This window comes from Pseudomonas sp. A25(2017) (genome assembly GCF_002001065.1).
In the GTDB taxonomy this organism is placed as follows: domain Bacteria; phylum Pseudomonadota; class Gammaproteobacteria; order Pseudomonadales; family Pseudomonadaceae; genus Aquipseudomonas; species Aquipseudomonas kilonensis.
In genome coordinates this window covers 69,654-92,045 of record NZ_MUOA01000051.1, presented here as the reverse complement: position 1 = coordinate 92,045, position 22,392 = coordinate 69,654, and the positions used below count along the sequence as shown (strand labels likewise).

21 protein-coding genes are annotated in these 22,392 nt (G+C 61.7%); 10 read left to right on the top strand and 11 right to left on the bottom strand.

Translation table 11 applies throughout. From position 1 onward, the window contains the following. The first annotated feature begins 78 nt into the window (after positions 1–78). Positions 79–1,701 (top strand): MFS transporter, encoded by a 1,623-nt coding sequence (locus tag B0E42_RS09920; RefSeq protein WP_018611346.1) that lies wholly within the window; start codon positions 79–81, stop codon positions 1,699–1,701. 42 nt (positions 1,702–1,743) lie between these two features. On the opposite strand, the gene B0E42_RS09915 is transcribed toward B0E42_RS09920, so the two are convergent. The 4 genes from B0E42_RS09915 to B0E42_RS09900 all read right to left on the bottom strand — a co-directional run bounded on the left by B0E42_RS09915 (position 1,744) and on the right by B0E42_RS09900 (position 6,306). Beyond that, positions 1,744–4,221 carry a TonB-dependent receptor gene (locus B0E42_RS09915; RefSeq protein WP_077506295.1) on the bottom strand — a complete coding sequence of 826 codons (2,478 nt, stop codon included), beginning with the start codon at positions 4,219–4,221 and terminating at the stop codon, positions 1,744–1,746. Between the two features lie 96 nt (positions 4,222–4,317). Then, a complete protein-coding gene (locus tag B0E42_RS09910; protein WP_077506294.1) occupies positions 4,318–5,277 on the bottom strand; it encodes a FecR domain-containing protein in 960 nt (319 codons plus the stop codon). Then, a complete protein-coding gene (locus B0E42_RS09905; protein WP_003200143.1) occupies positions 5,274–5,795 on the bottom strand; it encodes a sigma-70 family RNA polymerase sigma factor in 522 nt (173 codons plus the stop codon). Before B0E42_RS09905 ends, B0E42_RS09910 begins: the two co-directional genes overlap by 4 nt. Before the next feature lie 103 nt (positions 5,796–5,898). Beyond that, positions 5,899–6,306: a response regulator gene (locus tag B0E42_RS09900; RefSeq protein ID WP_018611355.1), complete on the bottom strand. Its 408-nt coding sequence runs from the start codon at positions 6,304–6,306 to the stop codon at positions 5,899–5,901. Between the two features lie 243 nt (positions 6,307–6,549). Here B0E42_RS09900 and B0E42_RS09895 point away from each other — a divergent pair, with 243 nt between their 5' ends. Further along, entirely contained in the window at positions 6,550–8,496 is a 1,947-nt protein-coding gene (locus tag B0E42_RS09895) for a DNA topoisomerase III (RefSeq protein ID WP_077506293.1), read from the top strand. A gap of 678 nt (positions 8,497–9,174) precedes the next feature. Further along, positions 9,175–9,504: a hypothetical protein gene (locus tag B0E42_RS09885; protein WP_014338648.1), complete on the top strand. Its 330-nt coding sequence runs from the start codon at positions 9,175–9,177 to the stop codon at positions 9,502–9,504. 63 nt (positions 9,505–9,567) lie between these two features. Here the strand turns inward: B0E42_RS09885 and glsB are convergent, their stop codons facing one another. Beyond that, positions 9,568–10,476: a glutaminase B gene (gene glsB, locus B0E42_RS09880; RefSeq protein ID WP_014338647.1), complete on the bottom strand. Its 909-nt coding sequence runs from the start codon at positions 10,474–10,476 to the stop codon at positions 9,568–9,570. Between the two features lie 301 nt (positions 10,477–10,777). On the opposite strand from glsB, the gene B0E42_RS09875 reads away from it, so the two are divergent. Beyond that, complete coding sequence (locus B0E42_RS09875) at positions 10,778–10,972, top strand: hypothetical protein (protein WP_018611361.1); 195 nt, start codon at positions 10,778–10,780, stop codon at positions 10,970–10,972. Positions 10,973–10,981: 9 nt separating this feature from the next. Here B0E42_RS09875 and B0E42_RS09870 read toward each other — a convergent pair whose 3' ends face one another. The 4 genes from B0E42_RS09870 to B0E42_RS09855 form a co-directional block, all read right to left on the bottom strand. Beyond that, positions 10,982–12,001 (bottom strand): hypothetical protein, encoded by a 1,020-nt coding sequence (locus tag B0E42_RS09870; protein WP_018611363.1) that lies wholly within the window; start codon positions 11,999–12,001, stop codon positions 10,982–10,984. A 219-nt stretch (positions 12,002–12,220) separates the two neighbouring features. Next, positions 12,221–13,150 (bottom strand): ZIP family metal transporter, encoded by a 930-nt coding sequence (locus B0E42_RS09865; RefSeq protein ID WP_018611365.1) that lies wholly within the window; start codon positions 13,148–13,150, stop codon positions 12,221–12,223. Positions 13,151–13,464: 314 nt separating this feature from the next. Beyond that, positions 13,465–13,836, bottom strand: coding sequence for a general stress protein (locus B0E42_RS09860; protein WP_018611367.1), 372 nt, complete (start codon positions 13,834–13,836; stop codon positions 13,465–13,467). Between the two features lie 343 nt (positions 13,837–14,179). After that, entirely contained in the window at positions 14,180–14,452 is a 273-nt protein-coding gene (locus B0E42_RS09855) for a hypothetical protein (protein ID WP_018611369.1), read from the bottom strand. A gap of 185 nt (positions 14,453–14,637) precedes the next feature. Here B0E42_RS09855 and B0E42_RS09850 point away from each other — a divergent pair, with 185 nt between their 5' ends. Then, on the top strand, positions 14,638–15,465 hold the full coding sequence (locus B0E42_RS09850) for an NAD-dependent protein deacetylase (protein ID WP_077506291.1): 828 nt from the start codon (positions 14,638–14,640) through the stop codon (positions 15,463–15,465). Between the two features lie 116 nt (positions 15,466–15,581). Here the strand turns inward: B0E42_RS09850 and B0E42_RS09845 are convergent, their stop codons facing one another. Next, a complete protein-coding gene (locus tag B0E42_RS09845; protein WP_053178768.1) occupies positions 15,582–16,484 on the bottom strand; it encodes a LysR family transcriptional regulator in 903 nt (300 codons plus the stop codon). 251 nt (positions 16,485–16,735) lie between these two features. Here B0E42_RS09845 and B0E42_RS09840 point away from each other — a divergent pair, with 251 nt between their 5' ends. Genes B0E42_RS09840 through B0E42_RS09830 form a run of 3 tightly spaced genes read left to right on the top strand, consistent with a single transcriptional unit; the run spans position 16,736 to position 19,328 of the window. After that, entirely contained in the window at positions 16,736–17,434 is a 699-nt protein-coding gene (locus B0E42_RS09840) for a CoA transferase subunit A (protein ID WP_003200117.1), read from the top strand. Between the two features lie 35 nt (positions 17,435–17,469). Next, positions 17,470–18,135 (top strand): CoA transferase subunit B, encoded by a 666-nt coding sequence (locus tag B0E42_RS09835; RefSeq protein WP_003180355.1) that lies wholly within the window; start codon positions 17,470–17,472, stop codon positions 18,133–18,135. 11 nt (positions 18,136–18,146) lie between these two features. Then, positions 18,147–19,328, top strand: a complete 1,182-nt coding sequence (locus B0E42_RS09830) for an acetyl-CoA C-acetyltransferase (protein ID WP_018611380.1) — start codon at positions 18,147–18,149, stop codon at positions 19,326–19,328. Between the two features lie 652 nt (positions 19,329–19,980). Here the strand turns inward: B0E42_RS09830 and B0E42_RS09815 are convergent. After that, positions 19,981–20,694 carry a FadR/GntR family transcriptional regulator gene (locus tag B0E42_RS09815; RefSeq protein ID WP_018611382.1) on the bottom strand — a complete coding sequence of 238 codons (714 nt, stop codon included), beginning with the start codon at positions 20,692–20,694 and terminating at the stop codon, positions 19,981–19,983. A gap of 77 nt (positions 20,695–20,771) precedes the next feature. Between B0E42_RS09815 and B0E42_RS29975 the strand changes: the two genes are divergently transcribed. Further along, positions 20,772–21,035 carry a hypothetical protein gene (locus B0E42_RS29975; RefSeq protein ID WP_139353128.1) on the top strand — a complete coding sequence of 88 codons (264 nt, stop codon included), beginning with the start codon at positions 20,772–20,774 and terminating at the stop codon, positions 21,033–21,035. Beyond that, entirely contained in the window at positions 21,032–22,378 is a 1,347-nt protein-coding gene (locus B0E42_RS09810; protein WP_077506288.1) for an MFS transporter, read from the top strand. The genes B0E42_RS29975 and B0E42_RS09810 overlap by 4 nt, the downstream gene beginning before the upstream one ends. Positions 22,379–22,392 lie beyond the last annotated feature (14 nt).

The following is a 22,392-nucleotide window of genomic DNA, read 5'->3' as shown; positions in this document are numbered from 1 at the left end:
GGAAACGTATCAAATCAGGAGGCGCCACCCCGGCGTCGCAGTGGAACAACAAAAACAATCACTGTGAGGGATACCGCTATGTCCGAGCATGTTCAGTCCCTGGAAGCCACGCGCAGCGTCGGCACCAGCCAGGAAACCCAGAAAGTCATCTTCGCCTCGTCCTTGGGGACGGTGTTCGAGTGGTACGACTTTTTTCTCTATGGCGCCCTGGCGGCGGTGATCAGCAAGCAGTTCTTTGCCGGGGTCAACGACACCACCGCGTTCATTTTCGCCCTGATGGCGTTCGCCGCCGGTTTCATCGTGCGGCCGTTCGGGGCCCTGGTGTTCGGTCGGTTGGGGGACATGATCGGGCGCAAATACACGTTCCTGGCGACCATAGTATTGATGGGCCTGGCGACGTTCTGCGTCGGCCTGCTGCCCAACTACGCCAGCATCGGCATCGCCGCACCGATCATCCTGGTGGTGTTGCGCATGCTCCAGGGCCTGGCCCTGGGCGGTGAGTACGGCGGCGCAGCAACCTACGTTGCCGAGCATGCGCCAATGGGCAAGCGTGGTTTCCATACCAGCTGGATTCAGTCCACCGCCACCCTCGGGCTGTTGCTGTCACTGCTGGTGGTGCTGGGCTGTCGCTACTTCACCGGCGATCAGTTCGAAGTCTGGGGCTGGCGCATTCCGTTCCTGCTGTCGATCCTGCTGCTGGGCATCTCCACCTGGATTCGCCTGAGCCTGCATGAGTCGCCGGCCTTCCTGAAAATGAAAGAAGAAGGCAAGTGCTGCAAGGCGCCGATCCGCGAATCCTTCGGCAAATGGGAGAACCTGAAGGTGGTGCTGATCGCCCTGTTCAGCATCAACGCCGGGCAAGCGGTGACCTTCTATGCCGCGCAGTTCTACGTGCTGTTTTTCCTCACCCAGTTCCTGAAGATGGACCCGGCCCTGGCCAACAGCCTGCTGATTGTCAGCGTGGTGATCGGCGCACCGTTTTTCATCTTTTTCGGCTGGCTGTCGGACAAGGTCGGGCGCAAACCGGTGCTGATGATCGGCCTGCTGCTGGCCACCGCGCTGTACTTCCCGATCTTCAAGACCCTGGCCCACTACGCCAACCCGGCCATCGACCAGGCGAGCCGCCAGGCACCGATCACCGTGATCGCCGACCCGGCCACCTGTACCTTCCAGTTCGACCCGGTGGGCAAGGCGCGTTTCGACAGCCCTTGCGACAAGGTCAAGACCTTCCTGGTCAAGCAAGGCCTGCCTTACAGCAGCGTGGCGGCTCCGGCTGGCAGTTCCGTGCAGGTCAGCGTCGGTGACGTGAAACTCGAAGGTTACGACGAAGCCGCCCTGCGCGGCGCCGTGACCCTGGCAGGCTATCCGCAACAGGCCGACGCCCAGCAGATCAACCGGCCAATGATCGTGGCCTTGATCGTGGCACTGATCATCATCTCGGCGATGTGCTACGGACCGCTGGCGGCGTTGATGGTCGAACTGTTCCCGACCCGCATTCGCTACACCTCCATGTCCCTGCCCTATCACATCGGCAACGGTTGGTTCGGCGGTTTCCTGCCCACCGTGTCGTTCGCCCTGGTGGTCTACACCGGGGATATTTTCTATGGGCTGTGGTACCCGGTGGTGATCACCGGGGTCAGCCTGGTGGTGGGCATGATCTGCCTGCGGGAAACCCGCAACGTGGACCTGGATACCAACTGAGGACGAAACCGTGGCGAGGGCACTGGCGCCCTCGCCAGCGGATCAGAAGCGCGCCTTCATGGTCATGGTGAAGTTGCGCGGCTCACCGTAGTAGTTACCGAAGTTCTCGGTCCCGATGGTGGTGTAGTAGCGCTTGTCGAGCAGGTTGTTGCCATTGAGGGCCACCGACCAGGTGTCATCGATGCGGTAGCCAACGCGACCGTTCCACACGGCATAACCGGCCTGGGTGATCTTCTCGCCCGTCGCCGGCGATACGCGGAAGTTGTCGCTTTGGGCATTGACCCCGGCGCCGACACTGACCCGTTCGAACGCTCCGCCGAGGGCATAATCGGCCCACAGGCGCAGCACATGGCGTGGCACGTAGCTGTTGAACGAACCACCGTTGAGGCTGGTGTCAATGTCGTTGAGGGTCTTGGTCTGGGTGTAGGTGTAGCCGGCCAGCAGTTGCAGGCGCTCGATGACTTCACCGCTGATCTCGGCTTCGAACCCCTGGGCGCGAACCTTGCCGGCGTTCTCATAGCAGTAACCGTCCGAGGACGCACAACTTGAGAAGTAGTCGGTCTGGGCCTGGTCTTTCTGCAACGTGCGGAACAGGTTGAAGGCGCTGTTCAGGCGTCCCTCGAACCACTCCCCCTTGATCCCCAGCTCATAACTCTCGCCCACCAGGGGCTTGAGTGCCGAGCCGCTTGCGGAGCGATAGTTGCCCTGGGGCGTGAAGATATCCGAATAACTGGCATAAGCCGTCAGGTGCTCATTGAGGTCCAGCAACACGGCGGTAAACGGCGTGACCTGGCCCGTCTCCGTGCTCTTGGCGTGCTCCGAACCGCCGGTGAGAAACTGCGAGTCGGTCTTGGAGCGGTACCAGCTCACCCGACTGCCGACGACAAAGGTCAACGGGTCTGCCAGTTTCAGGCGCAGGGTCGAATACATGCCTTGCTGCTGGGTAACGGTCTTGACCGGGCCACCGCGCGTCGAGTTTTCAATGAAGTAACTGTCGTCCGGTTCGGGAATATGTCGATCCGGATCGAACACGTTCTGCTTCTGCGGCAAGAAGGCGACCGAGAAAAAATCGTCCTTGTCCGAACGACTGGCGTTGAAACCCACGATCAATTCATGTTGTTGCCCCAGGGCGTCGAACTTGCCGTCCAGGTAGGCGTCGAGGCCGTAATCGACCTGGTCGTAGTCGTACATGCTGCCCAGCAGGTTGGTGGTCGAGGTGCCTGGCGCCACCGAACCCGATGCAAAGGCGTATTTGATGTCCTGGGTATTTTTCGTATAGACACTGGCGACCTTCACCGCCCAGTCGTCATTGAGCTGATGCTTGAGATCGCTGAACACCGTGGTCCGCTGGCTGCGCCAAGTGTTCCACGACGGATCCAGGCAAGTGGAACGGCTGAGTTTCAGATCGCTGCCGTCCCGGTAGCGAGGAAGCCCGCCCCAGCAAGGGCTTGCATCGACGTCTTCATAGGCAACGCCCACGCCGAGCGTCGTGTCGGGCGACAGATCGAAATCCAGGGCACCGTAATAAATCTGGTCCTTGCGCCGGGCATCGTCGTAGAAAAAATGCCGGCTCTGCTCGGCGATCACCGCCCTGCCCCGCACGGTGCTGGAATCATTCAGCGGGCCACCGGTATCGACCTGCCCGCGGTAGTTGTCCCAGGTGCCGCCCGAGAGGCTGAGTTCGGTCTGGGCCGTGGCCTGGCCGCGTTTGCGCACGAAATTGACGCCACCGGAAGTACCGCCCGCGCCCTTCATCATCCCGGCGGCGCCGCGCAGGACTTCGACACGGTCGTAATAGGCCATGTCGCTGCTGAAACTGTCGGCCTGGACATAGCTGTTGCCCATGTCCAGCGGAACGCCGTCGTATTGATACTGGCCGGACATCCGGAACCCACGGGAATAGAAATACTTACCGCCCATGGTCGAGTCGTAGACGGTAATGCCGGGGGTCTTTTCCATCACTTGATCGATGGTGTTGAGGTTCTGGTCATCGAGCATCTTGCGGGTGATCACCGTCACCGACTGCGGCGTTTCGCGCAGGGAATGCTCGCCCTTGCCGATGGTCACCGCGCCCGTCGTGTAGGAGCCACTGTTCTCGGTGGTCGCCCCGAGCATCTGAGCCTCGATGCGGGTGGCTCCCAGTTCCATGACCGAACCGTTGGCGGGCAGCCGGCGCAGCACGTACGTGCCGTTGGCCTGGGGCTCAGCTTGCAGGCCACTACCGCCAAGAATGCGAGCGAAACCGTCACCCACGCCGAAAGAACCTCTCAGGCCGGGCGATTGCAAATCCTCCAGTTGCCGGGCATCAAACGACAGGGCGACACCGGCGGCGCTGGAGAAGCGGGTCAGCACATCCACCAGGCTGCCGGCGCCGATATCGTAGGCCTGCACCAAACGCTGCTGCGCCGAGGCACCTGGAACCGGGCTGGCATTCACGGCCGTGGCGCCGGCGGTGGTGACAGCCAGCAAGCCGATTTTCACTGCAAACACCAGACGGCCTGGCGCGCTTACCCAAGGCATATTTCCCCTCCCCAAAACAGTCGATAAAAACTCACTGAGGAAGAGCCGAACGAGGGGGGTGAAAAGTGCAGGGCCGGATTTTTTTATTACACAGCGTCACCGCCGATCGCCACCCGCGACCTGGACCCAGAATCGGCTGTAGCGGGTCACTCGCAACGAGAAACCACTTTCCAGCGCGGCCAAGGCAAGATCGGTGTTATCGACGGGAAACACACCGGACACCTTCAAGTCGCCAATCGCCGGGTCCCAACGCAGCACACCGGGGCGGTAGCGCGACAGTTCATCCAGCAGCGCCGCCAGGGGACGATCAATGGCGATGATGCTGCCCTTCTGCCAGGCACCGACCGACACATCGTTGCCACGCAACGTGCCCAGCGACCGCTCATTGAAACCCAGGCGCTGGCCGGCTTCGACCCGCCTCCTTGCTCCAGTCGCCAGCAGGCTCACCTCGACCGCTTTCTCCAGCACCGCCACTTCGCCACCCCGCGCCTGGCCACGGACGATAAACCGCGTGCCCAGCGCAAGCACCTCGACTGGCCCCGTGACCACCTTGAACGGACGCCGCAAGGGATCGACCGCCGTCGTCACGAGCACCTCACCCCGCAACAGCTCCAGGCGCCGCTGCTGTCCATCGAAACGAACATTGATCGAGGTATCGGTGTTGAGCAGGACCGTGCTGCCATCGGCCAGTTGGAATTCGCGACGCTCGCCCACGGCGGTGCGGTAATCGCAAAACAGGTTCTGGCTTGCCTGGCTGTGCCAGCCCAACCAACCCAGGCCGCCAGCGGACGTCAGCAGCAAGGCGCTGCGCAACACCTGGCGGCGGGATCGATGGTGGGTGTCGCTCAAGGTCGGCGCGGCCAGGGCGCCCGGTACGCTTGCCATCTGCTCGGCCACTGCCGCCATGCGTTGCCAGGCCTGGCTGTGCAACGGATCGGCAGCCAGCCAGGCGTGCCAGTCGGCCCGGTCCGCGTCGGTGCTGATGCCGGAATGCAGCCGGGCGTACCACTGCGCCGCTACACGAATGGCGTTCAACTCTTCCGGGGGCAGGTTCATGAAAGTTGCAGTTGAATCTGCATCAGGCAGCAATGCTCCATGGCCTTGGCCATGTGGTTGTTGACCGTGCGTACGCTAACCCCCAGGCGTTCGGCAATTTGCGGGTACGTCAGGCCATCGAACTGCGACAGGATGAACGCCTGCCTGACCCGCGGCCCCAACCCCAGGAGCAAGCGGTCGATCTCCATCAGGGCCTGGAGCATGATCGCCTGCTCTTCCAGCGAGGGATGCTGCTCTTGCGGCATGGCCGCCAATACTTCGAGGTAGGATTGCTCCAGCGAGCGACGGCGAAACAGGTCGATCAACAGCCCTTTGGCGATCATCGACAGGTACGGTCGTGGCTCACGGATATCCAGCGCAGTGCGCGCCTTGATCACCCGCACAAACGTATCCTGGGCAAGGTCCGCGGCATCGAAGGTGTTGCCCAAACGCTTGCGCAGCCAGCCCTGGAGCCAACCGTGATGATCACTGTACAGAACGTCGACAGCACTGCGTAGGGACAGATCGTTGGCGGACATGGCAATGGAATAATTCGCGACTGATAATGACTCGCATTGTCATAGAGCCCATCGCCGCTTGCAACCCAAACATGCCCGACCACTGCCCGCTCGCAGGAATGACTCAGTTCAGGGAGTGACTTTTCACCGTGCTTTCCACCAGGTCCAGCATTTGTCCCAGCGCCCAGGGCTTGGCGATGAACGAAGCGTGGTGCTTGATTCCCGCGCTTTCCGGCGTTTCGAAGCCGGACATGATCAGCAGCGGTATCTGCGGCCAGCGGTCTCCGGTCAGGTTGGCCAGGTCCGCGCCGTCGATCTTGCCGGGCATGGTGATATCGGTGAGCAACAGGTCGACGTAATCGGCGCTCTCTTCGAGAAACGTCAACGCCGCGTCGGCGCTTTCCCGAGGCTCCACGACAAACCCTTCCTCCTCGAGGATTTCACAGAGGAACTCCAGGATGGTCGGATCATCTTCCACAACGAGAATCAAACGTGTAGTCGCCTGGCCGTTGCCATTTGGCATCGAATTCATGAAAGTGACTCTCCTTGACCTCATAAAACCTTCTTTGCGGCAACAACCGCCTTGAAGTTATGAGCAATCCCCCTGCGAGAAATTCATTCTGTGTGCCAACAGGCCGCCGAATGTCACGCCAGAGCCCCCCCGGCAACGCAGCGCAACGCTTTTTATCTGTATATCCATACAGATAAAACTTGCCCTGGCGCGCATCCATGACCATGCTACAACCCCATGAAACCTGCTCAGGAAAAGGGCGCTATGCAGCTGTACCTGTGTGAAAAACCGTCCCAGGCCAAGGACATCGCCGCCGTGCTCGGTGCCACGCGCCGTGGCGACGGTTGCTGGCTGGGCCCTGGCATCACGGTCACCTGGTGCATCGGCCACCTGCTGGAAACCGCCCCGCCCGACGCCTACGACGCACGCTACAAGCGCTGGGTACTGGCCGACCTGCCCATCGTGCCGGCGCAATGGAAAATGACCGTCAAGCCGAAAACCGCCAGCCAGTACAAGGCGGTCAAGCGCCTGCTGGGGGAAGCGAAGGAATTGGTGATCGCCACCGACGCCGACCGCGAAGGCGAAATGATCGCCCGGGAACTGGTGGAACATTGCCGTTATCGCGGGCCGATCCGGCGGCTATGGCTCTCGGCCCTGGACGAAGCATCGATCCGCAAGGCCCTGGCCGCCCTCAAGCCAGGGGCCGAAACCTTCAACCTGTATCACTCGGCGCTTGGCCGTTCCCGGGCCGACTGGCTGATCGGCATGAACATGAGTCGCCTGTTCACCTTGCTGGGGCGCCAGTCCGGCTACCAGGGCGTGTTGCCGGTGGGCCGCGTGCAGACACCGACGCTGCGGCTGGTGGTGGACCGCGACCGCAGCATCGCCGACTTCGTGCCCGTCGCCTACTGGGCCATCGACGTGCAGCTCAGCCACGAAGGCACGGCGTTCACCGCCCAGTGGCGCGCCGATCCGGACGCCTGCGACGACCAGGAGCGCTGCCTGAACCAGGCCCTGGCCCGGGACGCCGCCCAAGCCATGAGCAACGCCGCCACCGCCCGGACACTGAAGGTACGTACCGAACGTCTGCGCGAAGCGGCACCGTTGCCCTTCGACCTGGGCACGCTGCAGGAAGTCTGCTCGAAGAAACTCGGCCTCGGCGCCCAGGAAACCCTGGACATTGCCCAGTCGCTCTACGAGACCTACAAGCTCATCACCTACCCGCGCAGCGATTGCGGTTTCCTGCCCTTGAGCCAGCACAGTGAGGCACCGGCCATCCTGGCCGCCCTCGCCCAGGCCGACCCAAGCCTTGCACCGCTGCGCGAGCACCTGCAGCCGCAACGCAAGTCCCGGACCTGGAACGACGCCAAGGTCAGCGCCCACCACGGCATCATTCCCACCGCCGCCGCCAGAAACCTCGACAAACTCGCCGGCAAGCAGCGCGCGGTCTATACGCTGATTCGCGCGCGCTACCTGGCGCAGTTCCTGCCCAACCACGAATACGACCGGACCCAGGCCGACTTCGACTGTGCCGGCCAGGTGCTGCGTGCCGTGGGCAAGCAGATCGTCGAACCCGGCTGGAAACGTGCCCTGCCCGAAGCACTGACACCAGCAAAGGGCCGTGAAGCACCGGCGCCGCAGACCTTGCCGGCGCTGAGCGAAGGTCGCGATTGCGCCGTGGACGAGGTGAAACCCAAGGACCTGTGGACCCAACCGCCCAAGCCGTTCACCGAAGGCGACCTGATCAAGGCGATGAAGAACGTCGCCAAGCTGGTGGAAGACCCGCTGCTCAAGCAAAAGCTCAAGGACACCACCGGCATTGGCACCGAAGCGACCCGGGCCTCGATTATCCAGGGGCTGCTCGACCGCGGTTACCTGGTGAAAAACGGCAAGGCGCTGTCCGCCACCCCGGCGGCCTTCAGCCTGATCGACGCCGTGCCCCGGGCCATCGCCGACCCGGGCACCACGGCCATCTGGGAGCAAGCGCTGGACATGGTGCAAAGCGGCGAAATGAGCCTGGAAGAATTCGTGACCCGGCAAGCCGCCTGGATGAGCAAGCACGTCGCCCGCTGCCAGGGCATGAGCCTGACCATCAGCGGCCCGGCCAGCCCCGCCGGGCGTGGCGCCACGCCATGGAAAAACAAACGCAAGCCAGCCAAGCGCAAGACCAGCGGTGCACCGCGCAAGCCGAGCAAGGCCAAGGCGACCTGAGCAGCGGCTCACCGAAGACATGGAACCTGTGGCAGAAGATCTGTGGGAGCAAGGCTTTGTGGGAGCAAGGCTTGCCCGCGAAGCAGACGACTCGGTTCCAGATCGACCGTGTGTTCTTCATCGCGGGCAAGCCTTGCTCCCACAGATAAGTCCGCGCCTTCGCCGATTTTTCATACCCAAACCGTTTTGTCCGACAATATGTAGTGACCAAAAATAATCACTACAAAACCGTTGACGCCTCCGATTTGCCCTTGCATGATGCAGACGTCTCCCCGATCGGGAGTACAGGCAACTGTTTGAGCAAGCTCGTCTGACCGCCGAGCTGTTTTTTGGATAAGGGACTGCCCACAAGGCAGATTGAAGGTACTGACCTGGCCTGACCGTCCGGTAACAAGGACGAGAAACGTCGGCGAAGATCCTCATGATGCGCGTGGTTCAACCCTCGAAAGTTGACACTGCCTGAAGATTCTTCGCTGTTTCTCTTCGTTGTAGCGCATTTGCGTAGCAGCCCTTCGATAACACTACACAACCGATGCACGACCCCGTCGAAGTTCGATGGAGGAACGCTGACGGCCTGGTTTCGGTGCTCGCCATGCAGGCACTGGGCAGGTACTTACCGAATAGCGAAGTTTTTGCGAACCACCAGACAGATCAACCAAATGGTCAAGGGGCTTACACATGAATCTGAATAATCAACCATCTATTGATGAACTGGCTCGCATATTCGCCGCACACAAGGACACGCTCGACAACCATATCCTGTGGATCAGCAAGACTGGCCAGGTGCATATGGACTGCCTCTCGCCCTACACCCGCGAAGACGAGTTCGAAAAGAACACGCAAGAGCTGGGTGCCCGGCTGAAGATGTACCGCCGTGGCCAGGGCTACGTTGGCAAGAAGGCTGCGGCAGACAAAGACTTTATCGGTCGCGTCCTGCAAACGCTGACCCAGGCCTGGCAGTCGATGCAGAGCACCTCTGAGGTCCGGGTCATCGACCGCCTCTGCTGATCACCACTCAACAAAAAGGCCCGCGCCTGGATCAGGAGCGGGCCTTTTTTTATGAGGCCGGCTCTAGAACACCGACCAGCCGATCCGCTGGCTCATCAACTCCAGCGCCGCCATGCCGGCCAGGGAGTTGCCGGCGACGTTGAGCTCAGGCGACCAGACGCACACCGTGAACCGCCCCGGCACCACGGCGACAATCCCGCCACCGACCCCGCTCTTGCCCGGCAAGCCGACGCGATAAGCGAAATTGCCGGCCTCATCGTACAAGCCGCTGGTGGCCATGATGGAGTTGACCTGCTGGGTTTGCCGGGCGGTGAGGATCTGTTCGCCGCTGTGCTTGCAGAACCCGTCGTTGGCCAGGAAGCAGAACGCCCGCGCCAGGTCGACACAGCTCATCCGCAGGGCGCAGTGGCTGAAGTAACTGCGCAGTACCGCTTCCACATCGTTATGGAAATTGCCGAACGATTGCATCAGGTACGCCATCGCCGCGTTGCGGGCGCGGTGCTGGTATTCCGATTCGGCGACCTTGCCGTCCACCATCACCTGTGGATTACCCGACAGACGGCGTACGAAATCGCGCATCGACAACGCCGGAGCGGCGAAACGCGACTGGTTGATATCGCAGATCACCAACGCGCCGGCATTGATGAACGGGTTGCGCGGTCGACCACGTTCGAATTCCAGTTGCACCAGGGAATTGAACGGTTGGCCAGACGGCTCATGGCCCAAGCGCTCCCAGATCGCCTCGCCTGAATGCCCGATGGCCTGCACCAGGCTGAACACTTTGGAAATACTCTGCACCGAAAACGCTGTTTCGGCGTCGCCGGCGCAATACAACTCGCCGTCGTTGCCATACACGGCAATACCCAACTGGTTGGACGCTACGGTGCCCAGGGCCGGAATATAGTCGGCCACCTTGCCCTGACCAATCAGGGGGCGAACCGTATCGAGGATCTCGTTCAACAGTGCTTGCATATGCGCGGGGTCCAGTCATTCCCCGTTCGAGTGCGGGGATACAGACGCTAGACGCTGGTGGGCGGGAGCAGAGCACACTGATTATCAAACTTCAGGCACACACACCTATGGCAAGGGGCTCTGTGGGGCAGACTTTGTGGGAGCAAGGCTTGCCCGCGATGAAGATCACACGGTCTATCTGGAACCGAGTCGCCTGCTTCGCGGGCAAGCCTTGCTCCCACAGGATGCAAGCGTTTTCATGGGCGCTGGTTATCAAATCGAGCGGTCTATAGTGCAAAGGATCAATCGGCAGGAGTAGACGATGCGTCAGGTCATGCAAAAAGAACCCTGGTGGGCCTCGCCGCCCAAGCCCGGGCAGGATGAAAGCGAGCTGGAATGGGGCTGGCTGGTGATCTACAGCGAAGGCGAGCCGCGCTTCGAATTCATCAAGGAACGCCCATCGGACGAGCAGATCCGCCAGCGCAAGGGTTGTCGCGTCACCCTCGGGTCAGAATGAGTCGGCCCGTCACGGCTTGATGTCCGGCAATGCCACCGCGCGATTGGCCAGGTCCGCCTCCACCAGGTCTCCTTTAATTGCCTCGTCCAGGTAATACACCGGTGCCATCACCCCGCTGAGGGGATGCTTGAGCGACTTGGACCACGCCTCATCGAACGCAGCGCTCAGGCTTTTGCGGATCTGCGCCTCCATTTCCGGCCGCTCGCCCTCGTGGATGATCGCGCGAATGCCCGCCACGCCCACCGAGATCAACGCCCCGGCCGCCTTCCCGGCCACGGCCGCCGCCGCGCTGGTCGCCCCACGCGTGGCAAATTGCGCCTCGATTTTTTCGCTGGTGCGTTGCGCCACCGTTGCGATCACCGCCTCCGATGGCCCGGCCCCTGTGTCAGCGGCCTTGTTGACGTGATCGATCAGGGCCGCATAAGCCGGCAGTGTGTTCAGCGGCTCGGTGTGAACCATCTCGTACAACGAAGCATCACGCGCCGGCGGCGGCCCCAGGCGGACGGCAGGAATGCCGTGCAGGCGCCGGTTCATCAATTCGTTCGGGATGCGATGGCGCAGGGCAATGACCTGGACCTGCTGATTGAGCAGGCGTAGGTAATAGCCCGTCGCGTTGGCCCTGATCGCCTCGGGATCAATTTCCACCGCCACCGGTTCCAACACCTGCTCACGATATTGTTCTTGCAGGTAGACCGCCAGGCGCCTGGCCGAGGAATCCGCCTCACCCTCGGCGCTGGCGGCGTACCAACTGACCTTCACCGCCAGCCACTCCTGGGTCCAATAGCTGCTGAACCAGGGAATGAATTCAGCCTCGGTGCGTTCATAGACCAACACACGCCAATGCTCCATCGAACCGCGGGCGTAGAGTCCGGCCTGTTCGATAGCGCTTTTCGATGCTGCGATGATCTGCTGGTCCACCTGTCGCCAAGTATCCTGGGCTATCACTACCTTGGCGACCGGTTGGCCGCGCTGTGACGTGGCGCACCCCGCCAGAACGAGCATAACGGCCAACATCAGCGAACGCAGCACAGTCGCGCCACCCCGGATTCAGGTCATCCACGGGGTTGAGTATAGGTCGCGAGAAACAGGGATCCCGGCCTAAACCAAAAACCAATGTGGGAGCGAGCTTGCTCGCGATTGCGGTGGGTCAGCAGCATTGATATCAACTGCTCCACCGCTATCGCGAGCAAGCTTTGCTCCCACAGGAACGCCCACTGGATCTGATCCAACAGGTCTTTGGCAGGGCCTTCAGCCCAGCGCCGTGTCGAGGAACATCATCACCGCAAACCCCATCATCAAGCCCAGGGTGGCCGGGGTTTCATGGCCGTTACGATGGGTCTCGGGAATCACCTCGTGGGACACCACGAAGATCATCGCCCCCGCCGCCAGCCCCAGGCTGATGGGGTACGCGATGGCGACGCCCGACGACATGCCCAGGCCGATCACCGCGCCCAGTGGTTCCATCAACCCCGAACCAACCGCGATGAGCGCGGCGCGCAAGGTGCTGATACCGGTGACGCGCAGTGCCATGGCAATGGCCAGGCCTTCGGGGATGTCCTGGATGGCGATGGCAGTGGTCAGGGGCAGGCCGACCTTGAAGTCGCCGTCGGCAAAACTGACGCCGATGGCCATGCCCTCCGGCAAGTTGTGCAAGGTGATGGCAAGCACGAACAGCCAGACGCGATTGATGCGCTCGACCTGGGGCCCACGTCGGCCACTGAGTTCGTGCTCGTGCGGCACGAAACGGTCCAGGCCGATCATGAGAACAACGCCCAAGCCCAGGCCGACCACGACGACAAATGCGGCGAGCAACTGGTTGCCACAGATGACTTGTGCCGCCTCGATGCCTGGCAGGATCAACGAGAAAGAACTGGCGGCGAGCATCATGCCGGCGGCAAAACCGAGCATGATGTCCTGGGTACGCGAGGAGATATCGCGCAGTACCACAGCCATCAACGCCCCCAGGGCGGTAGCGGCAAAGCCCGAGGTACCGCCCAGCACCGCGTAGCCCAGGTTCTGACGGTCGGCGCCGACCAGGGCGTTGTAGCCGCTGTAAAGCAGCAATGCAGTCACCAACGCCAGCCCGAGCCAGAACGTCACCCCCAGCAACAGGTTGTCTTGCACCGGATTCAGCCATGTGCGCCAGGGGGATCGAATCCGGGAGGTGGGCTGGTCCATCGAAGGTCCTTACGGGTCTTGACCAAAACATGGCTGATCGTGCGCCTAAACGGTGACAACGATCAAACGTAATATCCAGGCAAGGAAGCGCTGCCCTCGCCGTTTTTTTATAGTCGAAGGAAGTAACAGGATGATTTATCTTTTATTCAATAAACGAGACCAACGGTGATTGACTCAGCGATTAACCAATATCTTTTAACGAATAAAGCGGAAAAGCTGTAAAACCCGGCTGTAGTTTAAACCCGGCAAACTCCACTATATAAACCCATTGGGGCCCCATGCCATGGGCACGGGGCTAGCCATGTCAGCGGGCATTATGAATCGTCGCCACGGCTGTTTTCACCGCCTTTTCTACCCGCGTTGGAGGCTTTTTCCCGATCGTTGGCAAAGTTGCCGCCCGAGGCCTGGCCACCTTTGCGGCCGGCTTCCGACGCCCGTTCAGGGTCGTTGGCAAAATTACCGCCCGAGGCTTGCCCGCCTTTGCGGCCGGCTTCTGCGGCACGCCCAGGGTCGTTGGCAAAATTACCACCCGATGCCTGCCCTCCCTTGCGCCCGGCCTCGGATGCACGCTCAGGATTATTGGCGAAGTTGCCACCTGATGCATGGCCGCCCTTTTTCCCGGCTGCCGATGCCTTTTCACGATCGTTAGCGAAATTGCCAGGATTGTTATTTCCTGTGTTAGCCATTTCATTCACCTCGCTTAGTTGATATCAACGAGCCTTGCTGGCTCGTCTTATTCGGAAAACATGACGCCGCCAAGGTTTTAAGAGAAATCTGCAAACGGCGACGAGTGGTCAATGCCGATATTTCCCCTGCTGCCTCGGCCTCTATTGCAACAGGCAGTGATTGATTAGCCGCCCTGAACACCGAAACTTCATCCAGCAAAATCCTGTGGGAGCGAGCTTGTTCACGATGGCGGTGTGTCAGTCAATATCAATACAGGCTGATCCGACGCTATCGCGAGCAAGCTCGCTCCCACATGGGGCCATGTCGCGCCGGCCCCCCGTTGCAGCGGTCTCGAAGGCGCCGTCAGGAAGAGCCCACCATCAACTGGACCTCAAGGTTGGCCGTCGCCACACCGTGGTTTGCCACATACACATCGGCGGTCCAGCCCTTGGTCTGGTTGTGATAGGACTGAGTGCCCAAGGCCGTGCCGCTGTCCCACTCCAGGATGTCGCCAATATCGATGTCATTGGCCGAACGCAGCGCCAGCACGGTATGGCCGTGCTCCTTCCCCACGTACACACCCACCAATCCGCGCTGCCTGTTGATGGCCCGTACTTCACCGATGGTCTGCTTCATAAGCCTCCTCTGCGACAGGTTCAGAGCGACCGAAACAACCCGATCGCTCTTTCACACATAAGTGTGGAGGCCCCTGCTGCAAGGAAAGTTTGCAGAACAACGCCGCTGAGCGACGAAAGGCGTGACGCAGGCCTCGTGCTCGACAGTGCTACCCTCAACGAATCCAGGCCCACGGAGAACCCCCCATGCCGGACGATTTCCATCGCGAACCGCTCGATCAGTTGCAGGCGTACCTGGCCGGACGCCGTTTCCTGGTGCTCACCGGTGCCGGCATCAGCACCCCTTCGGGCATCCCCGACTACCGCGACAGCGACGGTGTGCGCCGGGGTCGACAGCCGATGATGTACCAGGAGTTCCTCGCCCAGGCCGAGGCACGACGGCGCTACTGGGCGCGGGCGATGCTGGGCTGGCCCCGCGTGCGGCAGGCCAGGCCGAACGCGGCTCACGAGGCCTTGGCCGAGTTGCAGGCACGGCAACGCATCACCGGCCTGATTACCCAGAATGTAGACACGCTGCATGACCAGGCCGGCAGCCAGGACGTCATCGAACTGCACGGCAGCCTGCATCGCGTGCTGTGCCTGGATTGCGGCCAGCGCAGCCAACGACAGCAGATTCAACAGTTGATGGAAACCGAAAACCCTTACCTGGCCGGCGTCGATGCGGTGCAGGCGCCCGATGGCGACACCCTGCTCGACCCGGCTTTCGAGGCGCGCTTCCAAGTGCCCCGCTGCCCTCATTGCGGCGGCGAGCGGTTGAAACCCGACGTGGTGTTTTTCGGCGAGAACGTCGCCCCCCTCACCGCGACCCGCGCCGTGCAAGCCGTCGAGCAAGCGGACGGCCTGCTGGTGGTGGGCTCGTCGCTGATGGCGTATTCGGCGTTTCGCCTGTGCCGGGCCATCAAGGACCAGGGCAAGCCGCTGCTGGCGATCAACCGGGGCAAGACCCGGGCCGATGAGCTGCTGGACCTGAAGCTGGAAGAGCCGTGTGAACAACTGTTGCCACTGTTGATCTGACACCACGCCATACCCCTGTGGGAGCGGGCTTGCTCGCGAATGCGGTGTGTCAGTCGATATCTGCGTAGCTGACACACCGTTTTCGCGAGCAAGCCCGCTCCCACAGGGGATTGTGGTTACTTCGGTATCAACTGCGCCCCCAAATCCTGATCCCTGAGCGTATCGAACAACGCCTGCGCCGCCGCCGACAGTTCATGCCCCGGCTTGGTCAGCACCCCGATGGCCCGTTCGATCACCGGATCGCTCAAGGTGATGCAGCGGGCACCCAGTTCATGCATCTGCCCGACGCACAGCGCCGGCACGGCACTCACCCCCAGCCCGCTGGCGACCATCCGCCCGACGGTCGCCAACTGGTGGCTCTCGAACTCCACAGGCAGTTTCATGCCCCGGGCCAGCAGATGTTCTTCCAGCATCACCCGTACGGTGGAGGGTCGTTGCAACGTGATGAAGGGCTGTTCCAGCAAGGTTTCCCACTGGATCTCGTCGCGCAGGGCAAGCGGTGAGTCCAGCGGCACCACCGCGACGAAGCGATCGAGATACAAGGGTGTGAACGCCAATGACGAACCCTGCATCGGCTCGAACGCCACGCCCAATTCGACATGACGATCACGCACCATTTCCAGCACCTGTTCGTTGATCACGTCGTTGACCGTGACGTTGACATTCGGGTAGCGGGCGCGGAAGGTCTTGAGGATCGGCGGCAACAAGTTGCCGGCAAATGACGGCATCGCCGCCAACGTCACGCGACCGCGCTGCAAGGTGAAGCGCTGGCGCATTTCGTCCTCGGCGTTGTCCCAGTCGGCAATCAGCCGTCGGGCCAGTGGCAGCAAGGATTCACCTTCGGGCGTCAGCGCCACGTTACGGGTATTGCGGCTGAACAAGCGACCGCCGAGGCCTTCTTCCAGGGCCTTGATGGTCAGGCTCAGGGCCGACTGGGACAGATGCAGCCGCTCGCAGGCCACGGCAAAGCTCAGGCTCTGGGCCACGGCGAGAAAGGCGCGGATTTGCTTGAGGGTCATGGGCGTCCTGTGTCCGGTTGCGTAGGAGCTGCCGAAGGCTCGGGCCGAGTTCGGACGATCTTTTGATCTTTCGCTTGGGATTCAAGCGTCTCTGGCAAGATCGCAGCCTCGTTGCACTCGACAGCTCCTACAGCGGGAGGCAATTATTGAGTTTTATCAATCAATCCAACCTAAAAATCAACTTAACAAATATATGACTTGGCGCAACACTGCATTCCATTGCGACCCCATCAAGAATAAAAGAGGTGTCTATGGCAGGTTTCGACAAACGCGTGAGTTCTTATGAAGAAGCGCTGGAAGGCTTGAAGGACGGCATGACCGTCATCGCCGGCGGCTTCGGCCTGTGCGGTATCCCGGAAAACCTGATCGCCGAAATCAAGCGCAAGGGCATCCGCGACCTCACCGTGGTGTCCAACAACTGCGGCGTCGACGGTTTCGGCCTCGGCGTGCTGCTGGAAGACCGGCAGATCCGCAAGGTGGTCGCCTCCTACGTGGGCGAAAACGCCCTGTTCGAGAAGCAGCTGCTCAGCGGCGAAATCGAAGTCGTACTCACCCCCCAAGGCACCCTCGCCGAAAAAATGCGCGCCGGTGGCGCAGGCATCCCGGCGTTCTTCACCGCCACCGGCGTCGGCACCCCGGTGGCCGAAGGCAAGGAAGTGCGTGAATTCCATGGCCGCCAGTACCTGATGGAAGAATCCATCACCGGCGACTTCGCCATCGTCAAAGGCTGGAAGGCCGACCATTTCGGCAACGTGATCTATCGCCACACCGCCCAGAACTTCAACCCGCTGGCCGCCACGGCGGGCAAGATCACGGTGGTGGAAGTCGAAGAAATCGTCGAACCCGGCGAGCTGGACCCGACGCAGATCCACACCCCTGGCATCTACGTCGACCGGGTCATTTGCGGCACGTTCGAAAAACGCATCGAACAGCGCACCGTGCGTAAGTGATCCCCTGCCCCCGGCCCGAATGAAGGAATAACAACATGGCACTTTCCCGCGAACAAATGGCTCAACGCGTCGCCCGCGAAATGCAGGACGGCTACTACGTGAACCTGGGCATCGGCATTCCGACCCTGGTCGCCAACTACATTCCCGAAGGCATGGAAGTCATGCTGCAATCGGAAAACGGCCTGCTCGGCATGGGCGCGTTTCCCACCGAAGCCGAAGTCGATGCCGACATGATCAACGCCGGCAAGCAGACCGTCACCGCGCGCATCGGCGCATCGATCTTCTCTTCGGCCGAATCGTTTGCCATGATCCGTGGCGGCCATATCGACCTGACCGTGCTGGGCGCGTTCGAGGTGGATGTCGAAGGCAACATCGCCTCGTGGATGATCCCCGGCAAGCTGGTCAAGGGCATGGGCGGCGCGATGGACCTGGTGGCCGGCGCCGAGAACATCATCGTCACCATGACCCATGCGTCCAAGGACGGCGAGTCGAAACTGCTGCCGCGTTGCAGCCTGCCGCTGACCGGCGCCGGTTGCATCAAGCGGGTGCTGACCGACCTCGCCTACCTGGAAATCCAGGACGGCGCCTTCATCTTGAAAGAACGTGCCCCAGGCGTCAGCGTCGAGGAAATCGTCGCCAAGACCGCCGGCAAATTGATCGTGCCGGACCACGTGCCGGAAATGCAGTTCGCTGCCCAGTGAGGAGAGATTCGATGCAAGAAGTCGTGATTGTCGCCGCTACCCGTACCGCCATTGGCAGTTTCCAGGGTTCGCTGGCTGCCATTCCCGCGCCGGAACTCGGTGCCGCGGTGATTCGTCGCCTGCTGGAACAGACCGGTTTGTCCGGCGAACAGGTCGATGAAGTGATTCTTGGCCAGGTGCTGACCGCAGGATCCGGGCAAAACCCGGCTCGCCAGGCGGCGATTCTGGCCGGCCTGCCTCATGCGGTGCCGGCGCTGACCCTGAACAAGGTCTGCGGCTCGGGGCTCAAGGCATTGCACCTGGGCGCCCAGGCGATCCGCTGTGGCGACGCCGACGTCATCATCGCCGGCGGCATGGAGAACATGAGCCTGGCCCCGTACGTGTTGCCGGCCGCCCGCACCGGCCTGCGCATGGGCCACGCGAAGATGATCGACAGCATGATCACCGACGGCCTGTGGGACGCCTTCAACGATTACCACATGGGCATCACCGCCGAGAACCTGGTGGACAAGTACGGCATCAGCCGCGAGGAGCAGGACGCTTTCGCTGCGGCGTCCCAACAGAAGGCCGTCGCCGCGATCGAGGGCGGTCGGTTCGCCGATGAGATCACGCCGATCCTGATTCCCCAGCGCAAAGGCGATCCTGTGGCGTTCGCCACTGACGAACAGCCGCGCGCCGGTACCACCGCCGAATCCTTGGGCAAACTCAAGCCTGCCTTCAAGAAAGATGGCAGCGTCACTGCGGGCAACGCGTCCTCGCTCAACGATGGCGCCGCCGCGGTGATCCTGATGAGCGCGGAAAAAGCCAAGGCCCTGGGCCTGCCCGTGCTGGCGAAAATCAGTGCCTACGCCAATGCCGGCGTCGACCCGGCCATCATGGGCATTGGCCCGGTCTCGGCCACCCGTCGCTGCCTGGACAAGGCTGGCTGGTCGCTGGATCAACTGGACCTGGTCGAAGCCAACGAAGCCTTCGCCGCCCAGTCGCTGGCCGTGGCCCGGGAATTGAAATGGGACATGGACAAGGTCAACGTCAACGGCGGCGCCATCGCCCTGGGCCACCCTATCGGCGCATCGGGGTGCCGAGTCCTGGTGTCGCTGCTGCATGAAATGATCAAGCGCGACGCCAAGAAAGGCCTCGCGACACTGTGCATCGGCGGCGGCCAAGGCGTGGCCCTGGCGCTGGAACGGGCATAACCGACACAAGTTCAACGGTGGTTGCGCGGACCCACGAATATCCGCGCAGCCACTGGCACCACCACCGGCGCAACCTCGGTTGCGCCGGTTTTTTTTGCCTGCTGGTTTTGAGCACGCCCTACCGGCCCCTTCGCGAGCAGGCTCGCTCCCACAGGAGGGCCTGGGTGTTCACAGATCCGCTGCCCGCCACAGATCCATTGTGGGAGCGAGCCTGCTCGCGATGGCGGTGAGTCAGCTTGCAGTGATGCTGGATGTGCAGGCCCCTTCGCGAGCAGGCTCGCTCCCACAGGAGGGCCTGGGTGTTCACAGATCCGCTGCCCGCCACAGATCCCCTGTGGGAGCGAGCTTGCTCGCGATGGCGGTGGGTCAGTTTGCATTGATGCTGAATGTGCAGACCCCTTCGCGAGCAAGCTCGCTCCCACAGGAGGGCTTGGGTGTTCACAGATCCGCTGCCCGCCACAGATCCATTGTGGAGCGGGCTTGCTCGCGATGGCGGTGGGTCAGTTTGCAGTGATGTTGGATGTGCAGGCCCCTTCGCGAGCAGGCTCGCTCCCACAGGGGGCCTGGGTGTTCACAGATGCGGCGTCCACCACAGATCCACTGTGGGAGCGAGCCTGCTCGCGATGGCGATGGGTCAGGCGACGATGAGCCGTCAGGAACCTGCGCCAAACCGGTCACGGCTGTTGGTCAGGTGCAGCCACATGGCGGCGCGGGCGGCGTCCGGGTCCTGGCGTTTGATGGCGTTGAAGATCGCCTCATGCTCGAGGTTGGCCAGTTGTGCCAGCTTGCCCAGGTCGGCCTGGCCGCGTTCGGCCACGTTCACTCGGGTCCTGGGGATCATCGCACTGCCCAGATGCTGCATGATTTCGACAAAACAGGCATTGTCCGTGGCCTCGGCGATGAGCAGATGGAAGCGCCGGTCGGCCTCGACACAGCTGTCGTTGTTGCTGGACAACCGCTGATAGTCATCCAGCGCCTGGCGCATCTGCTGCAACTGGTGTTCGCTGCGACGCTGGGCCGCCAAGGCCACCGCCTGGGTTTCCAGGCCCAGGCGCAGCTCCAGGATTGCCCGCACACCCGCCGCAGTGTCGACATTGAGCCGCAACCCCGGCTCGCCGGTTTGCGCCAGCACAAAGGTGCCGATGCCGTGGCGGGTCTCCACCAGCCCCGAAGCCTGCAACTTGGAAATCGCCTCGCGCACCACGGTCCGGCTGACGCCGTGGGTCTGCACGATGGCGCCTTCCGACGGCAACTTCTCTCCTGGCTTCAACTGCCCCAACAAGATGCTCTGGCTCAGCTTCGCCACCAGGTCATGGGCCAGGTTGTGGGTACGCTTGCGCAGGGGTGCTTCGGTGTCTTGCGGCATCGCCAGGGTTCCTCGAAAACAGGCTGATCGATCCTACCACCGGCAGGCTTGAGAGTGAGCATTACAGAACGCCAAACTTGTATGACAACACACTATATCTGGCGATTAACTTCGAAAATCAACGCCAAAAAAAACTCGACCCCTACCGCACCGCACCCCCTGCGCACAATCAAAAACCTCAACACCACCTAATAAATACGGCACAAACAAGTCCAACCGCCCATCCAGTCGCGCTAAAAAATGTCTTGTCACTCAAAAAAATCAAGTTGTATGATGTCTATCAACATCGGCGCCTGCACGATGCCCCGCATAAAAATAACGAGTGGGAGAAAAACCAGTGAACACATCCAGCCTCAAGGCGAATGCCGGAGCGGATCCGGTGCTGCTGTCGGCCATTGCCAAGGTCAAGCGCCACATCCTGCCGCTGTTCGTCATCATGTTTATCGTCAATTACATCGACCGTGTGAACATCGGCTTCGTGCGTGCCCATATGGAGCACGACCTGGGCATCGGTGCCGCGGCCTATGGCTTTGGTGCCGGCCTGTTCTTCATCGGCTATGCGCTGTTCGAAGTCCCGTCCAACATCCTCTTGCAACGAATCGGCGCGCGCATCTGGCTGACCCGCATCATGCTCACCTGGGGCCTGGTGGCCGCCTGCATGGCCTTCATCCAGAACGAAACCCACTTCTACATCCTGCGCTTCCTGCTGGGCGTGGCCGAAGCCGGTTTCTTCCCTGGGGTGATCTACTACTTCACCCGCTGGCTGCCGGGTGTCGAACGCGGCAAAGCCATCGCCATCTTCCTCAGCGGTTCGGCCATCGCGTCGCTGATCTCCGGCCCGCTGTCGGGGTTGCTGCTGCAAATCAACGGCCTGGGCATGCACGGCTGGCAGTGGATGTACTTCATCGAAGGGATGTTTTCCGTCTGCCTGTGCGTCTTCGTCTGGTTCTGGCTGGACTCCAAGCCCCACGACGCCAAATGGTTGAGCCGCGAAGAACAAGATGTGCTGGTCCAGACCATCGACGATGAACAGCGCGCACGGGAAGCTGCTTCGCCGATCAAACTGTCCATCGGCCAGCTGCTCAAGGACCGCCAGATCCTCCTGTTTTGCCTGATCTACTTCTTCATCCAATTGACGATCTATGCCGCCACGTTCTGGCTGCCGAGCATCATCAAGAAAATGGGCGAACTGAGCGACATCCAGGTCGGGCTGTTCAACTCGATCCCGTGGTTGCTGTCGATCGTCGGCATGTACGCCTTCGCCTCGTTGTCGGCCAAGTGGAAATTCCAGCAGGCCTGGGTCGCCACGGCCCTGTTGATCGCGGCAGCCGGGATGTTCATGTCCACCACCGGCGGGCCGATCTTCGCCTTCGTCGCCATCTGTTTCGCGGCCCTGGGTTTCAAGTCGGCGTCGTCGCTGTTCTGGCCAATTCCCCAGGCTTACCTGGACGCCCGGATCGCCGCCGGGGTGATTGCCCTGGTCAACTCGGTGGGCAACCTCGGTGGGTTCGTTGCCCCGACCACGTTCGGTCTGCTGGAGGAGCACACCGGCTCGATCCAGGGCGGCCTCTACGGCTTGGCGGCCACCTCGATCATTGCCGCGATCATCGTGTTTGCCGCACGCAACACGCCCAAGCCCAAAGCCGTGACAACTCCAGCCGACCCGGCCGCCAGCCACGTCTGATCATTCGATTGTTC

Excerpts from the sequence above, each read along its gene's own strand:
- B0E42_RS09920 (WP_018611346.1), top strand. The coding sequence starts at position 79 with ATGTCCGAGCATGTTCAGTCCCTGGAAGCCACGCGCAGCGTCGGCACC.
- B0E42_RS09915 (WP_077506295.1), bottom strand. The coding sequence starts at position 4,221 with ATGCCTTGGGTAAGCGCGCCAGGCCGTCTGGTGTTTGCAGTGAAAATC.
- B0E42_RS09910 (WP_077506294.1), bottom strand. The coding sequence starts at position 5,277 with ATGAACCTGCCCCCGGAAGAGTTGAACGCCATTCGTGTAGCGGCGCAG.
- B0E42_RS09905 (WP_003200143.1), bottom strand. The coding sequence starts at position 5,795 with ATGTCCGCCAACGATCTGTCCCTACGCAGTGCTGTCGACGTTCTGTAC.
- B0E42_RS09900 (WP_018611355.1), bottom strand. The coding sequence starts at position 6,306 with ATGAATTCGATGCCAAATGGCAACGGCCAGGCGACTACACGTTTGATT.
- B0E42_RS09895 (WP_077506293.1), top strand. The coding sequence starts at position 6,550 with ATGCAGCTGTACCTGTGTGAAAAACCGTCCCAGGCCAAGGACATCGCC.
- B0E42_RS09885 (WP_014338648.1), top strand. The coding sequence starts at position 9,175 with ATGAATCTGAATAATCAACCATCTATTGATGAACTGGCTCGCATATTC.
- glsB (WP_014338647.1), bottom strand. The coding sequence starts at position 10,476 with ATGCAAGCACTGTTGAACGAGATCCTCGATACGGTTCGCCCCCTGATT.
- B0E42_RS09875 (WP_018611361.1), top strand. The coding sequence starts at position 10,778 with ATGCGTCAGGTCATGCAAAAAGAACCCTGGTGGGCCTCGCCGCCCAAG.
- B0E42_RS09865 (WP_018611365.1), bottom strand. The coding sequence starts at position 13,150 with ATGGACCAGCCCACCTCCCGGATTCGATCCCCCTGGCGCACATGGCTG.
- B0E42_RS09860 (WP_018611367.1), bottom strand. The coding sequence starts at position 13,836 with ATGGCTAACACAGGAAATAACAATCCTGGCAATTTCGCTAACGATCGT.
- B0E42_RS09855 (WP_018611369.1), bottom strand. The coding sequence starts at position 14,452 with ATGAAGCAGACCATCGGTGAAGTACGGGCCATCAACAGGCAGCGCGGA.
- B0E42_RS09850 (WP_077506291.1), top strand. The coding sequence starts at position 14,638 with ATGCCGGACGATTTCCATCGCGAACCGCTCGATCAGTTGCAGGCGTAC.
- B0E42_RS09845 (WP_053178768.1), bottom strand. The coding sequence starts at position 16,484 with ATGACCCTCAAGCAAATCCGCGCCTTTCTCGCCGTGGCCCAGAGCCTG.
- B0E42_RS09840 (WP_003200117.1), top strand. The coding sequence starts at position 16,736 with ATGGCAGGTTTCGACAAACGCGTGAGTTCTTATGAAGAAGCGCTGGAA.
- B0E42_RS09835 (WP_003180355.1), top strand. The coding sequence starts at position 17,470 with ATGGCACTTTCCCGCGAACAAATGGCTCAACGCGTCGCCCGCGAAATG.
- B0E42_RS09830 (WP_018611380.1), top strand. The coding sequence starts at position 18,147 with ATGCAAGAAGTCGTGATTGTCGCCGCTACCCGTACCGCCATTGGCAGT.
- B0E42_RS09815 (WP_018611382.1), bottom strand. The coding sequence starts at position 20,694 with ATGCCGCAAGACACCGAAGCACCCCTGCGCAAGCGTACCCACAACCTG.